The sequence below is a fragment of the Leptolinea tardivitalis genome (genome assembly GCF_001050275.1).
Lineage (GTDB): Bacteria > Chloroflexota > Anaerolineae > Anaerolineales > Anaerolineaceae > Leptolinea > Leptolinea tardivitalis.
In genome coordinates this window covers 181763-198848 of record NZ_BBYA01000012.1, presented here as the reverse complement: position 1 = coordinate 198848, position 17086 = coordinate 181763, and the positions used below count along the sequence as shown (strand labels likewise).

The 17086-nt window shown below is 45.3% G+C and carries 16 protein-coding genes; all 16 read right to left on the bottom strand.

What is annotated here, in order from left to right:
- Nucleotides 1-79: 79 nt before the first annotated feature.
- Nucleotides 80-1138 (bottom strand): ABC transporter permease, encoded by a 1059-nt coding sequence (locus tag LTAR_RS15090; protein ID WP_081420020.1) that lies wholly within the window; start codon nt 1136-1138, stop codon nt 80-82.
- Nucleotides 1139-1140: 2 nt separating this feature from the next.
- The gene (locus tag LTAR_RS15085) at nt 1141-1923 is read right to left on the bottom strand and encodes an ATP-binding cassette domain-containing protein (RefSeq protein ID WP_062423103.1); all 783 of its coding nucleotides are present in this window, start codon (nt 1921-1923) and stop codon (nt 1141-1143) included.
- A gap of 238 nt (nt 1924-2161) precedes the next feature.
- Complete coding sequence (locus LTAR_RS15080) at nt 2162-4297, bottom strand: Tex family protein (protein ID WP_062423102.1); 2136 nt, start codon at nt 4295-4297, stop codon at nt 2162-2164.
- A 138-nt stretch (nt 4298-4435) separates the two neighbouring features.
- Entirely contained in the window at nt 4436-5791 is a 1356-nt protein-coding gene (locus LTAR_RS15075; RefSeq protein ID WP_062423101.1) for an aminotransferase family protein, read from the bottom strand.
- Nucleotides 5792-5880: 89 nt separating this feature from the next.
- Entirely contained in the window at nt 5881-6771 is an 891-nt protein-coding gene (gene lysX / locus LTAR_RS15070) for a lysine biosynthesis protein LysX (protein WP_062423100.1), read from the bottom strand.
- 20 nt (nt 6772-6791) lie between these two features.
- Nucleotides 6792-7811: an isocitrate/isopropylmalate dehydrogenase family protein gene (locus LTAR_RS15065; RefSeq protein WP_062423099.1), complete on the bottom strand. Its 1020-nt coding sequence runs from the start codon at nt 7809-7811 to the stop codon at nt 6792-6794.
- On the bottom strand, nt 7808-8305 hold the full coding sequence (locus LTAR_RS15060; RefSeq protein WP_062423098.1) for a LeuD/DmdB family oxidoreductase small subunit: 498 nt from the start codon (nt 8303-8305) through the stop codon (nt 7808-7810). The genes LTAR_RS15065 and LTAR_RS15060 overlap by 4 nt, the downstream gene beginning before the upstream one ends.
- Before the next feature lie 11 nt (nt 8306-8316).
- The gene (locus LTAR_RS15055; RefSeq protein WP_062423097.1) at nt 8317-9546 is read right to left on the bottom strand and encodes a 3-isopropylmalate dehydratase large subunit; all 1230 of its coding nucleotides are present in this window, start codon (nt 9544-9546) and stop codon (nt 8317-8319) included.
- A 28-nt stretch (nt 9547-9574) separates the two neighbouring features.
- Nucleotides 9575-10747: a homocitrate synthase gene (gene lysS, locus LTAR_RS15050; protein WP_062423096.1), complete on the bottom strand. Its 1173-nt coding sequence runs from the start codon at nt 10745-10747 to the stop codon at nt 9575-9577.
- A 95-nt stretch (nt 10748-10842) separates the two neighbouring features.
- On the bottom strand, nt 10843-11991 hold the full coding sequence (locus tag LTAR_RS15045; RefSeq protein WP_081420019.1) for a [LysW]-lysine hydrolase: 1149 nt from the start codon (nt 11989-11991) through the stop codon (nt 10843-10845).
- Nucleotides 11992-11995: 4 nt separating this feature from the next.
- Nucleotides 11996-13219: an aspartate aminotransferase family protein gene (locus LTAR_RS15040; protein ID WP_081420018.1), complete on the bottom strand. Its 1224-nt coding sequence runs from the start codon at nt 13217-13219 to the stop codon at nt 11996-11998.
- 19 nt (nt 13220-13238) lie between these two features.
- On the bottom strand, nt 13239-14042 hold the full coding sequence (locus LTAR_RS15035; protein ID WP_062423095.1) for a [LysW]-aminoadipate kinase: 804 nt from the start codon (nt 14040-14042) through the stop codon (nt 13239-13241).
- A 24-nt stretch (nt 14043-14066) separates the two neighbouring features.
- Entirely contained in the window at nt 14067-15098 is a 1032-nt protein-coding gene (argC, locus tag LTAR_RS15030) for an N-acetyl-gamma-glutamyl-phosphate reductase (protein WP_062423094.1), read from the bottom strand.
- Between the two features lies 1 nt (nt 15099).
- Nucleotides 15100-16035 (bottom strand): lysine biosynthesis protein LysX, encoded by a 936-nt coding sequence (gene lysX, locus LTAR_RS15025; RefSeq protein WP_062423123.1) that lies wholly within the window; start codon nt 16033-16035, stop codon nt 15100-15102.
- Between the two features lie 29 nt (nt 16036-16064).
- Nucleotides 16065-16241: a lysine biosynthesis protein LysW gene (lysW, locus tag LTAR_RS15020; RefSeq protein WP_139044592.1), complete on the bottom strand. Its 177-nt coding sequence runs from the start codon at nt 16239-16241 to the stop codon at nt 16065-16067.
- A gap of 333 nt (nt 16242-16574) precedes the next feature.
- Nucleotides 16575-17081 (bottom strand): biotin/lipoyl-containing protein, encoded by a 507-nt coding sequence (locus LTAR_RS15015; protein WP_062423093.1) that lies wholly within the window; start codon nt 17079-17081, stop codon nt 16575-16577.
- Nucleotides 17082-17086: the final 5 nt, after the last annotated feature.

The window sequence follows — 17086 nt, the reverse complement described above, 5'->3', positions numbered from 1 at the left end:
CGACAAATTTGGGTATGGAACAACGATGCAAGTGAATTCTTCCTTTTTCCCTCCTTTCAATTGCGTTACTGGCATGTTCCTATTGCCTTTGTGGTGGTACTTCGGGTGGTTTATTACGGTTTATGTTTGCCCATTGGGGCAACCTGAAAGATATATCCCCCATCCGCCCTTCACCTATGACAACATTGATTACAACGGCGACAACCATAATGAGTCCCATAACAGATTGAACCCAATAACTGGTTACACCGGTTGCCACTACGCCAGCCTGCAACGAGCCTATGATATAGGCACCAAAAAGGGTTCCAACAATACTTCCCTGACCACCTGAAATCAGTGTGCCACCAATAAAAACAGCCGCCATTACACCAAGCATAAAACCGGATCCCTGGGTCGGGAAAAATACATTAATTTCTATCGTCAGTAGAAGACCTGCAAAAGCAGCAATCACCCCCATTAATGTAAACAACTTGATTTTTGTAGCTTCTACATCAATACCCATGACTCTGGCGACATTAGGATTATCACCAATGAACATGATGGCTTCTCCAAATTTGTGACGGTTTAGTATGAACCAGAGAAGTACAGCCAGTCCTAAAGACCAGATAGCCTGTGCAGGAACAATATCGAATAATCGCCCTGTAAAAATGTCATGAACAGAGGTAGATTCCACTCGTCCAATATCTACCTGCAATCCACCAGCAAGTAAGATCGTAATTCCATACCAGAAGAATTGTGCTGCCAGAGTTGCCATAATGGATGGAACACCCAATTTGGCAATCAACAATCCATTCGTGTAGCCAACAAGTGCCCCCGCTGCGAGTGCCAGAAAGAATCCAATCCAAACGGCATAGGGTGAATCAAAATTTTTGAAAAAGTAAGAGAATACAAAACCAGATAACGCTACAATGGCAGGAAAACTCATGTCAATTTCACCTGCCGTGATAATCAAAGTCAACCCCAAACCAAGAACAAGTTGAGGGGGAACTGTTTGTAAAAATGACATGTATATCAACGGGTGAGTAAATACATCCGGCGCTGTGATCAGGAAAGCCAATAAAAGCAGTAATAAGACCCCAAAGACCGGCAATCCTTCTACGCGAGTTATTATTCTTATGAGGCTATTTTGAGTTTTCATGGTTACTCCCCGTCCTTCAACCCATGTGCATATTCAAGGAGAAAATCATCCAATGCAATCAGAGTAATATCTTTCTTTTGAATACTGGATATGATTTCGCCTCTGTCAATGACAATGAAACGATCTGATATCTCATAAACATCTTGAATATCGTGTGAAATATAGATACACGCTTTACCAGCCTCTTTTATCTTATGGACAAAGTTCAATACCTTCCTTACTTCTTTTAAGGAGAGGGCTACCGTCGGTTCATCAAGAATGATCAATTCTGCATCAAAATACATGGCCCGTCCGATAGCCACACCCTGACGTTCTCCTCCGGATAATTTGCTGACTTTGGAGTTAACTGTGATACCCTTACTTCGAAATCCGATCGTGTTGAGCATGATCTCTTTGGCAATTTCTTTTTCTTTCTTTACGTTGATGAAACCAAACGGATACGTAATTTCCCGGCCAACAAAAAAATTCCGCCAGAGAACCTGTTTTTCGCCTAGAGACTTATCTTGATACACGGTCTCAATACCCATTGCATGTGCCTGTTGGACACTGTATTTTGTAAAATCAACCTGGTTCCCGGAAATAAACATCTGTCCGGAACTGGGGGGGAAAACTCCGGTCAATATTTTTACCAGGGTTGATTTACCGGCGCCATTATCTCCAATGAGGCCTACTATTTCATTTTTCTCTACATTAAAATTGATGTTCTTGAGGGCACAAACTGAACCAAAGTACTTTTCGATGTTAATCAACTGCACAGCATATGGCTGAACAGGATCATTCGTCATGATGACCTCCTCCATTATCTTTGTTGCTTTGGGTTTATTAGATGGTAGGATTCTGGAAAGAGGAGGACAAGACACTTAATGCAATCTTTGTGCATCCCAAATGCAAATTCAGTGCATGGTTGTGCAAAGGTAGTGCAAATGTTAATAAATTATGTAATTATTTTTATGAAACAGTATTTATATTGTTATTCCGATTAAAAAGGTTCCTGTTACGAAAAAACAGGAACCTTTTTATTACTTACTCTTTTTTCCAACCAAGACTGATACGACCGCGTTCAGCTTCTATTCCCAGGATTTCCACATGGATAATATCGCCGACTTTAAGAAGGGTTCCAAATGGAATCTGAGATTTATGAAGAAGTCCATCTTGTTTTACACCGATATCTACGAATGCACCGAAATCAACAACATTACGGACTGTACCCATGAGGTCCATACCGGCCAGAAGGTCTTCCATTTTTAAAACATCTGTCCGAAGAATGGGAGCCGGTGCATCTGTACGTGGATCGCGGCCTGGACGTACTAGCTGCTCGAGAATATCCTTCAATGTTGGCACACCACACCCCAATTCAGATGCCAGTTGCTCAACAGTCGTTGATTGCATCAGTGAATCCAGAACTGACTTGCGTTCATCCAATGACGCAGATGTTGTGAGCCCGGCACGTTTGAGAACAGCCTCGGCAATGGTATAAGATTCTGGATGAATGGCAGAACTATCCAGAGGGTTTTTCCCGTTCCTGATGCGCAGGAAACCTGCGGATTGTTCAAATGCTTTTGGTCCAAGTCCGCTGACCTTCCGAAATTCTTCGCGAGATTGAAATGGGCCATTTGAGTCACGGTAGCTAACAATGCTGGAAGCCAGTTTGGGACCAACTCCGGCGACATGGGTTAAGAGAGCGGCCGAGGCTGTATTGACATCCACTCCGACATTATTCACTACGGATTCGACCACACCATCCAGCGTATGCGAAAGAGCAGTCTGGTCTACATCATGCTGATAAAGACCAACGCCGATGGATTTTGGGTCAATTTTTACTAATTCAGCCAATGGATCCTGTGCACGGCGGGCGATCGAGACAGCTCCGCGAATGGACACATCCAGATCGGGGAATTCTTGACGAGCCAAAGAAGATGCTGAATAAACCGAAGCCCCGGCTTCGTTGACAATAAGGTATTTTACGCTGGGTTTTCCACGGGTCAGGTCAGCTACCAGTTTTTCTGTCTCTCTGGATGCAGTTCCATTACCAATGGTGACCAGGGTTACGTGATGGCGGTTGATCATTTCTTCCAGCGTGGCAAGTGAACCTTCCCAATCATTTTTCGGTTGGTGAGGATAAATGGTACCGGTATCTAATAATTTACCCGTAGGATCAACGACAGCCACTTTGCAGCCGGTGCGAATGCCAGGATCGATCCCCAGAACAGTTTGTCCGGCGAGCGGGGGAAGGGAAAGAAGAGCTCGCAAGTTGGTGGCAAACACATTGATGGCGTGAGAATCAGCTTTTTCACTCAATTCACGCCGGACATCACGTTCAATGGATGGAAGCAGCAGCCGCTCGGCTGCATCCATAATAGCCAGGGTCAATTGATCAGAGAATGGTGAGAATAAATCTTCCTGAAATTCATCATAAATAGAGGAACGCCAATCACGTTCATCTATGACTACTTTGACTTTAAGTACACCTTCTTTTTCGCCGCGATTTAGGGCAAGTATCTGGTGAGGCTGGAGGCGGTCAACGCGACCTTCAAAGTTGTAATAGGATTCATACACTCGTTTTTCATCAGTTGCATCTTCCACTTTTTCAGATGTGACTCGTCCAAACTTTAATGCTTTTTCACGAGTACTCTGGCGGACATTGGCATTATCACTGATGGATTCCGCTACGATATCACGCGCTCCCTGAAGAGCTTCCTCCACAGAAGGAACCTGATCATTGAGGAATGATTCAGAAACAATATCTTCTATCGAACGATCTGTATTTAGCTGGCTCAGAATGATGTCTGCCAGTCCTTGTAATCCTTTTTCCCGGGCTACCATAGCGCGAGTACGGCGTTTTGGTTTATAGGGAGCATAAAGGTCTTCAAGGGCAGTCAGTGTCTCAGCCGCATCAATACTGGTCTTTAACTCGTCTGTCAGTTTGCCCTGTTCTTCAATAGATTTTAGAATGGCAGCGCGGCGTTCATCAATGGCACGGAGGCGGGCAACCTCATCAGCAATAATACGGACTTGCTCATCATCCAGTGTACCGGTCATTTCTTTACGGTAACGGGCGATGAAAGGAACTGTATTTCCTTCATCCAAAAGGCTGATGGTCGCTTCCACCTGAGAAGGCTTTACTTTCAACTGTGAGGCAATGATTTCTGAATAGGTCATAGGTTTATCGTCATTCTTTAAAAAATTTGATAGGCGCAGAATTTTACCATGCCGGTCAGAGCAGGTGTCAATGTGACTTAAATTGGGTTTCTTTCAGATAGATAAATTTATAGAAAGAGATACGGATTTATTCCCGTTTTATGATGGTAATAACTCTTCCAATTCTATTATGCAAAGATCAATACGGTTGATCAAGTCATCTATTTCAGATTCTGTAATGATCAAAGGGGGAGCCAGAAGGACCATATCTCCCATTACGCCATCAATCGAACCGGTGCAGGGATATGTAACAAGACCGTTTTTTAAGGCTAGTTTCTCAAAGAGAGTGGATAACTTGAGTTGTGGTGGAAACACGGTTTTTGTTTGTTTGTCTTTCACAAATTCAAATCCTACCATCAGACCTTTTCCACGCACATCACCAATGATTTGATGTTTTTCTTTCAGGGTATTCAAGCCTTTAATTAACTGAAGGCCGCGATTTTGCGCATTTTCAACAAGGCCGTGATCCATTATGTAATGAATAACCGCCAGAGCAGCAGAACACGATACAGCATTGGCATTTAATGTGTGACCAGCTTTGAACGCCGAATGGTTTTGTTGCAATACTGACCAGATTGAATCTCTGGCAATAATGGCGGAAAATGGCGCATAACCACCGCTAATGCCTTTAGCTGTAGTGATGATATCAGGAGTTGCCTGCCAGTGTTCAATACCCCACAGCTTTCCGGTTCGCCCCCAACCAGTCATTACCTCATCCGCAATGAAAAGTACATCATATTTTGAACAAATCTCTCGTATTTTTTCAAAATATCCATCCGGTGCCGGAACACCGCCTAATGCCGCACCAACTACCGGTTCTGCAATGAATGCTGCCACAGTTTCAGGGTCCTGTTGACGGATGATACTTTCAAGAGTACGAGCACACAAGAGGCTACAGGAAGGATAGGTTTGTTCAAAACTGCACCGGTAACAGAAGGCGGGAGGAATGTGTGGGGAATCAACATACATTGGCTGAAAGATACTGCGTCTGCCGGCAATCCCTGACATGCCGGCGGCCGAGATGGTGTTCCCGTGAAAACCCCGCCAACGACCGATAACCTGGTATTTAGAAGGTTTCCCAATTTCTACAAAATACTGGCGCGCCAATCGGACGGCATCATCATTGGCATCTGAGCCAGTACAGGCGAACCATACACGGCAATTACCTTTTAATTCACCGGGGGCAAGACTTACTAACAGATCGCCAAGATCAAGCTGTGGTTGATTCGTAAAGGCATGAGCTGGAATCAGTGAGAATTTATCCATCTGGGAAGCCATTGCATGAATGACTTCCCTGTTGCCATGACCGATGGATGTAACCACAGAGGAGCCGCCAGAACCATCAATATATTGTTTACCGGTAGTATCGTAGAGATATATGCCCTCAGCCCGTTCAATGATAGGAAAATCTTTATCCCAACTTCGGTGTACAACATGGATATTGGGTCTGGTCATTTCCACTCCCGGTTATTTCAAAATCATCAAGTCAATTTTCCTCCAATTATTATATAAACAAATGATCCGTATGATGGCATTGGGAACCATCAAGAAAGAAAAACAGGATGGGGAACTTTGGCCATTTCGTGATATTTCTCTGCTTCCTGAATGGCAAATTCCACAATCATGCCGGGGATATCCACCCCGGTGAGAGGAACGGTGGAGTGGAATTCCATTGTGTGGTTAACTTCATTGACTAAAAATCCACGATCTGGATCTTCCAATAAATCAATGGCTATAGCTCCTCCACCTACGGCACGGGCGGCAGCCCGACTGATGTGATCAATTTCTGGGGTTACCGGACATATTTCCGCCTGGCCACCGCGAGCCGTATTGGTGATCCAATGGTCTGAATGACGATAAATGGCACATACGGTTTCATCTCCGATCACAAATGACCGGATATCACGGCCGGGCTTTTTGATAAACTCTTGCATGTAAAAAACTGAATGCTGGAAAGAACCTAACTGTTCCTTGTGTTCAAGAATGGCCTCTGCGGCATCACGGTCGTTGATTTTTGCCAATAGTCGTCCCCATGAGCCCACTACCGGTTTCATCACCACGGGATAACCAACCTGTTCCATGGTTTCAAGAGCTGCCTCAGGTGTAAAGGCAATCCAGACTTTAGGCTGCGGGATGCCAGCATTATTCAATACGACAGACGTAGTCAATTTATCGCCGCATGTGGCCGCCACTTTGTACATATTTACTGTTGGTATGCCCCATGAATTCAATACCTGGGTTAAATACAATCCGTTTTTATAGGAAAGGCAGCGTTCAATCACAACATCATATTCTGTCCATTGACTGGGATCAGAAAGCTGCAATACAGCCTGTCGGTCATCAATTTTTGTATAGGGAATACCCCGTTTTTCCAGGGCTTCAAAGATCCAACGTTCTTCAACTCGAACTCGTGAATATAAAACAGCTACTTTCATAAGAGCTACTCCTAAAAATCTCAATTCAGGTGGTTTAAGACAGCCTGGGTAATCATTTCTGTGGATGTACCAGGAACTATTTGCTTATCTTTCACAGGAATTTCTGCGATTAAAGCCTGCTGAACAGCTTTTTCAATCTGGTCCGCTTCAGAAGTGCATTTCCAGCAATAGCGAACCAGTAATGCTGCGCTAAGGATGGCAGCAATCGGGTTGGCAATCCCTTTGCCGGCAATATCGGGAGCAGAACCATGAACGGGCTCGGCAACGGCTATTTCATCGCCCAGATTGATAGATGGGGCGAGACCCATGCCTCCTGCCCAGAAGGCCGCTTCATCAGAAAGTATGTCGCCAAAAAGATTTGTGGTAACCAACACATCCAATTTTTCTGGTTCGTTGATGATTTTCATAGCAGCCGTATCAACCAGAATTTCATCCACGCTCCAGGTTTCTTCAGGATTCTTCAAATCATCGATGACAGAGCGAACAGAATCCCGGAAGAGGCCGTCAGACATCGGCAGAATATTCGCTTTATGAACGATGGATAATCTGGACCGATTGCCACTTTTTACTAGGTCAACGGCGCTTTTACCGATACGGGTGGAGGCTTTTCGGGTAATCACCCGTTCAGCAATGGCAGTATCACCATCTACGTGTTCACGTCCGGAATAAAGACCTTCCGTGTTTTCACGAACAATGATCATATCAATATCTGGACGCGGAGAAAGACCTGGAAGGCTTTTTATCGGCCGAATATTGGCATAGAGATCAAGTGATTGCCGCATGGTGATGATGGCGCTGCGATAGCCTTCAACCTTATGGGCAGGAGATTGTACCGCCCCAAACAGGGCTGTACGACAATCCCGAATGGTATCAAGCGTTGACTGCGGAACCGAAATACCCCGTTTTTGAAAACATTCCCAGCCAGCTTCGGCCGAAATTGTTTGCACATCAGGAATGACTGTCTGTACTACGCGAACAGCTGCGGGAATTACTTCTTTCCCAATGCCATCGCCTTCAATAACACATAAGCGATGAGTCATACCTGTTCTCCGGGGAACCGTCCATTTTGACGGACATAAGCTACTACACCACCTGCATTTACGATTTCTCGGGCAAACCCGGGCATTGCCGGCATCTCGAAGACACGACCATCTGCCGTAAATTCTCCGGTAGCTAGATTAATCGAAGCTGTATCTCCATCCTTAACTGAATCAATGACTTCAGGTGCTTCAAAGAGAGGAATCCCGAGATTAATAGCATTTCGGTAAAAGATGCGGGCAAAACTTTTTGCCACGATTGCTCCCACCTTTCGCCGACGAAGAGCTTCAACCGCATATTCGCGCGAAGAGCCGCATCCGAAATTCTCCAATGCGACGATTATGTCACCTGGTTGGGCATATTTGGCAAAATCAGGACGAGCCTCAATAAATGCGGCATCGGCTACATCGGCATCCGGACGCATATAGGGGGCGTATCGCCCGGGGACAATTTGATCTGTATCAACGTCTGCTCCAAATTTCCAAATTCTTGCCATGATGATCTCTCCTATAATTCCCGTGGATCAGAAATAACACCGCGCAGGGCGGTAGCTGCGGCAACACCGGGTGATGCCAGATAAATTTGAGATGTAGGGGCTCCCATGCGCCCTTTGAAATTGCGGTTAGCTGTGGAAAGGCAAACGTCACCATCACCTAGTGTGCCGTTATGTCTGCCCATGCACATGCCGCATCCAGGTGAAGTGATCAAAGCACCAGCTTCAATTAGCGTTGACAATGTACCGTCTGAAGCTGCTTTTGACATTTCACGGCTGGATGCCGGGGTGATAATCATACGAATACCCGGAGCAATCCGTTTGCCCTTTAAAAGCGAGGCGGCTTCAGCAAGGTCTTCATGTCGGCCGTTGGTACATGTTCCCAGAAAAACTACATCAACATGAGTTCCGGTAACATCTTGAATATCAGACACATGATCAACAGAATGTGGGATGGACACCTGAGGACAGAGGTCTTCAAGTTCGACATTCACAACCTGACGATAGTGGGCATTTGAATCAATGTATAACCAATCCGGTTTTTGTAGATGTTCGGGTAAATTTCCTGTAGGAGGGATGATACCCACTTTGGCGCCCATCTCGACGGCCATACTAGCCAGTGTTTGCCTTCCTGGAAGGGGCATCCAATCGATACCGTGGTATTCCACAGCCATATAATTTGCACCTGAAATACTGAGAATTCGTCCAATCTTAAGTGCCATGTCTTTCACATCAACATGAGCGGGTAATTGACCGTTGAAATTGACACGGATGGTCTCTGGAACCCTCAGCCAGGTTTTACCTGTTGCCCAGATAAGCGCCACATCAGTGGATCCCATACCAGTACCAAATGCCCCAACGGCACCGTAACTTGTTGAATGTGAATCAGCACCCACTGCCACAGCGCCAGGAAAGGCGATTGCCTCTTCAACGAGAACCTGGTGGCAGATACCCCGTCCAACATCAAACAGACGGATGTTTTGCTCTCGGGCGAACCTCCGAACCAGGTTTTGCAAATCAGCTGTACCTACTGTGGAGGCTGGCGATACATGGTCAAAAACAAAGACCAGCCTCTCTGGATATTTAATAGAAGCTGCCAATTCTTCTTTCAAAATCTTGATAATGGAAGGCGTCAGTGAATCATGGCTCATGACGACATCGGGTTCAATGACGACAAATTCGCCCGGTTTTACGTTTTGACCGGCTTTATGTGAAAGGATTTGTTCAGAGATGGTTTGTCCCATGGGGGTCTCCTTGTATTTTTGATGCATATCAGGCAGGTTCAAAAGTTGTATCGGTTGCCGCTTCTGTTTCTGGTTGAGAATTGCGCATAGCATGCAGCAGACTATCTACTTCATCCAATGTGAGGGGGTGTAAATCGGCCAGAGTTTTTACCTCTTCAGTAATGTGTTTGATCTCTTCATCGGTCAATTCAAGACCAAGTTGGTCAGCACGATATCGGATGGCATTCCAACCAGTCAATCGATGGGCGATGTGGATATAACGGGTCAATCCGAAATCTTCTGGTTTCAGGACTTCATATGTGGAGGGATTATTTAATACAGCTTTTGTGTGAATTCCTGCTTTATGAGTGAAGGCAGAAAATCCAGTGATGTAATTATTGAAAGGAATATCCACATTTACCAGTCGGGCTATTACCTGATCCAGGTGCATCAGCAGGGGAAGCTGATATTTAGCAACATATTCAGGATTCACAGAATAAATGCGGGCAACAAGACCACCCAGCGAGGTGATACCATTCCGCTCACCGATTCCCAATATGGTTGTATCAATATGGGTGGCTCCAGCCTCGAGAGCTGCAAAAGCGTTGGCAATGGCACAACCAGTGTCATTGTGTCCATGAAATTCTATGTCTGCTTTTACCCGTTTACGTAACTGCGATACAAGATCGTAAATCTGCCGAGGATTTCCAATTCCAACAGTATCGGCTATACCCACACGATGTACCCCAATTTTGTCTACAGCTTCATATACCTGAAAGAGGTCTTCCGGATCTGACCGCAGAGTATCTTCCGTGCTAAAGCGCATCTCTACGTTTTGTTTTCTCAAGTATTCAAAAACTTCCTGTGCCAGATCAATAATCTGATTTATGCTGCGACCGTGACTGAAATCACGCAGTTTGGAGGATGTTCCAATAACAACATCCACTCCATTGACGCCCGTTTCCACCGCCAGTTTGACATCTTCAAGATTGCAGCGGGTATGGGTGAGGGTTTTCGTTTTTAACCCGAGTTTGGCAATGGCTGCACAATCTCGTTCGCTCTGCGGCGACGCACAGGGGGTGGTCATTTCAATATATTCCACCCCAAATGCATCCAGGAGTGAAGCAATACGGATCTTTTGCTCGGTGGTGAAAAATGCATTGACAAATTGTTCTCCTTCGCGCAGTGTAGATTCGATGATAGAAAATTTTTCCAGGCTCATTTCCTTCTCCTTCTTTGATTCGGAATAAAAAAAGCGGATTTTCCTTTTCTGGTAAATCCGCTTTTCATTCAACAAAATGTGAAAGAATACGCGAACTACCAGATAGTATCTGGCTTCTTATCCTTGGCGAGCTGCTTAGCATTGGCCAACATGTTTTGCTGGTCTGATTTTGTGTTACTGTTGTTGTCTTGAATTCCCTGAATTCTTTCGAGGGAATCCTTGAGAACCTGAATACCCAGCAAGTATTCAGGTAACTCAATATGTTCATTGGCTGTGTGATCCAGGTTTGAATCACCTGCACCGTATGCAATGGCCGGACAATTCCAGGCAGGACCCACCAGGTTCATGTCTGCTGTTCCTGTTTTCAATTTGAAGCCGGGTGTACCGCCATTTTTGCGAATTCCGGAAAGAAATGCACGAACGAGGGAAGTATTCTTTTCTGCAAGATATGGTGGCATGTAATCAAGAATAGATATTTCAGGTGTAATTTGAGTTGTTTCAATGCAGGCAGTGAATAATGCTTGAAGAGCATCGAAGTCCGTTCCCTGAGGAAGGCGAATATTGATTTTCAAAGATGCATAATCTTCAAACCCATTCGAGTTAAATTTCATCGAACGTATGGAAGGGGAAAAGCGGTCAAAAGCGCGGTTTTTCCCATCATTCAATAATTGCAAATCTTTGGCTAATTGATTCCAAAAAATTACAGCACAATCACACGCACTGATTTGTCCAGAAGCTGTATGGGAAGCAGGTTGCCGAAAGCCTAGTTCCACCCATAGACTTCCTTTGTAACCCAGGGTAATTGCTTCCCAACCGCTGGGTTCACCAATGACCACCATTTCTGGAGCTGGATAATTCTGACATAAGAATTTAGCTCCACGAGAATCGCCTTCTTCTCCGACGGCACCTATAACCGTGATATGCCAATCGGAAGATTTGCGACAGGCAGATGCCGCGGCAACAAAAGAGGCGAGCGGACCTTTTGCATCCACTGCGCCTCTGCCAAATAAAATATTATCTTCCTGTCGAACAGATATTTCCCCTGGAACCGTATCAATGTGACCAAGAAGCACTATTTCACGGCTGCCCTGGCCAATTTTGCCCACGGCATTTCCCATTGAATCAACATAGGATTGAAAACCCATCAGCTGCATAGCGCCAACCAGATAATTCACAGCCTCACTTTCAGCACCTGTCGGGCTGAAATGCTGCAGTAGTCCGGTCAGCAGCGAAACGGAATCCATCAGATTACCCGGCTCCTTCAATATTGGAGGTAAGCACCTGTGCGACTTTATCCACTACAATTTCAAGATCTGATTTCTCGATAACAAGCGGTGGAAGAAAGCGCATAACAGTAAGCCCGGCAGGCAAAGCCATGACACCCAAGTCCATCAATTTTTGAAGATAAGGAGTCACTTTCTGTTTTAATTCAATACCGACCATTAATCCTTTACCACGAACCTCACGAATCAATGGCGATTGGATGGTAGATAATTGGCTTTTAAACCATTCTCCCAGTTCAGCTGCGCGCTCGGGCAGGTGGTTGTTTTGCAGATAATCTATGGCTGCGATGGATGCTGCGCAAGCCAGAGGATTGCCGCCAAAAGTTGAACCATGCACCTGTGGTTGTAAATCCTTCATGGTTGAGGATAAAAGTGCTGCTCCCATGGGGATACCGCCACCAATAGATTTGGCAACACAGAGAATATCGGGGTCAAGGTTATCGTGCTGGAAGGCGAACATTTTGCCTGTCCTGCCGAATCCAGTCTGCACTTCATCCAACACCAGCAAGGCGCCAGTTTGACGGCAAATTTCACGGGCACCCAGCATGAATTCTGTTTTACCCGGATTAACACCGCCCTCTCCCTGAACAACTTCCAGAAGTACGGCGGCTGTTTGATCGGTAACTGCCTGTTTCAGGGCATCAAGATCGTTATATGGAATATGTTTGTACCCGGGAACCAGCGGTTCAAAGGGAGCACGGTATTTCTTTTCCCAGGTAGCTGAAAGGGCTCCAAACGTGCGACCATGAAAACCACGCATAGCAGCTACAATTTCTGTGCGGCCAGTCAATAGACGGGCAAACTTGATCCCTGCTTCTACGGCTTCTGTACCTGAATTGCACAGGAACACACGGGACATATTGGCAGTTGTACACAATTTTTCGATCAATAAGGCGCGTTGATCGTTGTAAAACATTTCAGGGCAACTTATTAGGTTTTGTGCCTGTTTATAAATTGCTTCAGCAATGACGGGATTGGCATGTCCAATATTGGCGGCACCCTGTCCACCAACACAATCAATATAATCTTTCCCATCGGCATCCCATAGGTGAGCACCTTTTCCACGAATGATGACAACCGGCCGTTTACTATACACACCTGATGTAAAAGATGTTTCCTTCTCCTGAATCTGGCTCGAAGAAAGTTTTATATCGCTGTTAAAAATTTGGGTTGATAATACCTGATCCATGAGATAGTTCCTCTACATCCTAAGAGATGACTGTTCCGGTACCTGAAAGAGCTTTTTTTAATGGGTGTTCAACACGGCCATCAGCAAAGATGACTTTGGGAACACCGAGATTAAGCGCTTCACTGGCTCCCAGTACTTTCTTTTTCATGCGGCCTTCTGCCAGTGAAAGAGCCTGTTCAAGCCCGTTGCGTGGAATATGCGGAATGACCGTACTTTCATCTGGAAAATTACGCATCAGGCCGGGAACATTGGTCAGAATGATCAATTCTGAGGCTTTCACAGCACCGGCCACCATTGCAGCTGCCCGGTCGGCGTCCACATTAAGAGCAATTCCATCGGTTGACATGGCCAGAGGAGAAATTACGGGGGTTAGCCCGGAATTAACCAGCATTTCGAGGAAATCACCGTTGACGGTCTCAATCTTCCCTGTGTAATCATCGCGCAGCATGCGCTGTCGGCCATTTTCAATGATACGGATAGCTTCTTTGCGTTTTGCCACCATAAGGCGGGCATCAAGACCTGAAAGGCCAATGGCATTGACATTGTTTTTCTGAAGACGTTCAACAAGCAGGGTATTAATCCGCCCGTTGGTTACCATGGCAAAGATTTCAAGGGTGTTGCGATCGGTATACCGGCTGGTAAAGCCGGATTGGTTGGTAACAAACCTGGGAGGAAAACCAAGTTTTTCGGAGATTTCATTGGTTTCTGCCGAACCACCATGAACAACAACCACTGGTTGACCTTCGGAAACAAGATTTGCAATATCGGTGCAAACGCCATCCAACTCTACACCCTGGGAACCACCAATTTTTACGACGAGCATAATGTTTACAAATTCTCCATTGACTTAGATGGGGTGTAATCCGCAGAAGCCAAGACCGGAAGTTTCTTCGAATCCACAGATAAGGTTCATAGCTTGAACGGCTGTCCCGGAAGCGCCTTTCATGAGGTTATCAATGGCTGCCATACCGATGAAATGACCGGTATCCGGGTCAAGATCAAATCCGACATCGGCATAATTGGTTCCAGCCAGAATCTTCGGTTCTGGTACGCGGTAGATGCCGCGGCGATCTTTCACCAGGCGTATGAAGGGCTCTGATTCTGACCATTCCCGATAAGCCTTCCAGATATCTTTTTCTGTAACACCCGGTTTGACAAAACCGTGGGCGGCAGCAAGAGCACCTCTAACCAGATCCACAGATGTCATGGTCAGGTGAACATTGCTTAAACCAAGTTCCTGCATAACCTCAGCAGTATGGCGGTGGCCATAGGGAGCAAAGGTGCGGATGACATTGCTTCTTTCAGGGTGATGAGACCCGGGGTTGGCAGATGCTCCACCTTCTGAGGAACCGACTTTTATTTCAACGAATATCGGTTGGGTTGTATCGAGAAAACCATATTTGATCCCTACGTAAAGAGAGAGAATACTGGCCGTAGCATTACAACCGACACCGCTGATATAAGAAGCTGTGTTCATTTCTGAGCGGTGTAGTTCAGGAAGTCCGTATACAAATTTTTCAACCCAGGCTGGAGCAAGGTGATCGCTCTCATAGTATTTTTTATACAAGGTTTGATCGTGCAGACGAAAATCTGCAGAGAGATCGACAATTTTTGGAGCCAATCCAGCATATTGGTCAATGTTTTTCTGGGCTTCTCCGTGGGGTAAGGCAAGGAACAAGACATCACACGGTTCAAGAACCTGGCGGGAAGTGAATTTTAATTTGGTCTGTTTGCGTAAGTTGGGATGTTGCTGGTAAACATATTCTCCAAGGTGACTTTCCGAAGTTGCCTGGAATACCTCAACATCCGGATGGTTGAGAAGTAAGCGGAGAAGCTCACCGCCGGCGTAACCAGAACCGCCAATAATAGAAACTTTCATTTCAGGCACCTACTGTATAAAGGGGATATGCGGCTAAATTAATGGGCAGATGACTTTCTGCCGGTTTGATCTTTATTGGGGATTGGGCCAGCCCGCGGGCTGTATTGAGCGTATAGTCGATGATCACACCCGCAATGTCAATACCGGTGACGGGTGCCAGAGTGTGAAATTCCATAGTATGGTTCACTTCATTTACCAGCAAACCGTTGTTTTCATCTTCCAGAACATCAACAGCCAGTACACCACCGCCGACAGCGTTTGCTGCTGCCTGACAAATGGAATGTAATTCTGGTGTGACCGGGCATACTTCTCCCTGACCGCCGCGGGCGGTATTGGTGATCCAATGGGATGATGTGCGATAAATGGCACAAATCGTCTGATCGCCTACAACCATCGCACGGATATCGCGGCCAGGTTTTTTGATGTATTCCTGAATATAGAAAACAGAATGTTGGAAAGAACCCAGAGTATCTTTATGTTCGAGAATTGCTTCTGCTGCATCACGATCATTGATTTTGGATAGAAGACGGCCCCATGAGCCAACCACAGGTTTCATCACTACAGGGTAACCCATTTCCTCAATGGCTTCGAGTGCTGCCTCTGGCGTGAAGGCCACTTTGACTTTTGGTTGAGGTACACCTGCTTTCGCCAGTACACTGGTGGTGGCCAGTTTGTCACCGCATACCTGAGCGACGGAAGCCATATTGACAGTAGGAATTCCCCAGGAATTCAGAATGGATGTGGCATAGAGACCGCGCGTGAATGATAATGAACGTTCCAGTACAGCGTCATATTTCATCCAGTTATCGGGATTGGTGATATCCATCTGGATGTTGCCATCTTCGATTCGATCAAAGTCAACTCCTCGTTTTTCCAGATTTGTCAGAAGCCATTTTTCTTCCACCCGGATACGAGAAAGTAAAACCCCAATTTTCATTGACTTTGATGTTTTCACGGCTGACATGATTATTCTCCCCAGTCTTCCTGTTCCATAGGTGCGAGTTCCAGAGTAAGTGGCTCAAGACTGACAAGTTCCAGGTCAACACCACAATCGGAACAAACAATGATTTCACCTTCCATTACATCAATGAGGGTGAGTTCGGCATCACATTCAGGGCAATTCGCAATAATTTCTGTAGACATTTTCAATCTCCTTTTATGACGAAAAAAGAATAAAAAAATCCCTCCGGGTTCGGAGGGATTTTGATTGGTGTACTTGCAGATATTACTGTCTCACCTTAAGTCAAAATGACCTCTCTCCCGAGGGGTTGATCTTTGAGCTTCGCTTCTTGAGCGGGGTGAAAACAAATGATTTCGTGAACATATTGAAAACTAGTATACACCAACAATGCTATATGTCAATAGAATTTAAGGATTTCATCAAAAAATTACCAGATCCAATATCATCTGGTTTGTTCTACTGAAAAAGGACAATGAGACTGGAGATCGAAAAAGACAAAACAGTCTGCCGATTTATTACATGATTTGCTGCTTTGTTTCTTTCAACCTGATTAATGTTTCTCCTTTTTTCACCTGGGAACCTGGTTTAACATCAACAGAAAGTACAGATCCTGTGCAGGGTGATTTGATCATCATTTGCATTTTCATTGATTCCAGGATCAGAAGAGTTTCTCCTTCTGACACTTTATCGCCAACCCGTATGTTAACAGCTACAACAATGCCTGAAATTGGTGCCGATATGGACCCTGAGGATGCCGGAATTGCTTTTCTCGTGGAAAAATCATTCTTTTTTTCCACTCTTGCTACTGCAAAACGACCATTTGTGTTTATGGCGTATTGATTCTTACCTTCAGAATGCACATAGACTTCACGATGACGAACTCCGTTTTGAAGAATAAAGAAACCTTTTTCGCGTAATTCTCGAAGACCAGCTTGAATAGTTTTTCCATTCACTTTTGATTGATTATCAGATATTTCAACCTGATATTCTTTTGAGCCAATGTAAACATTATAAAGTGCCATTTTTT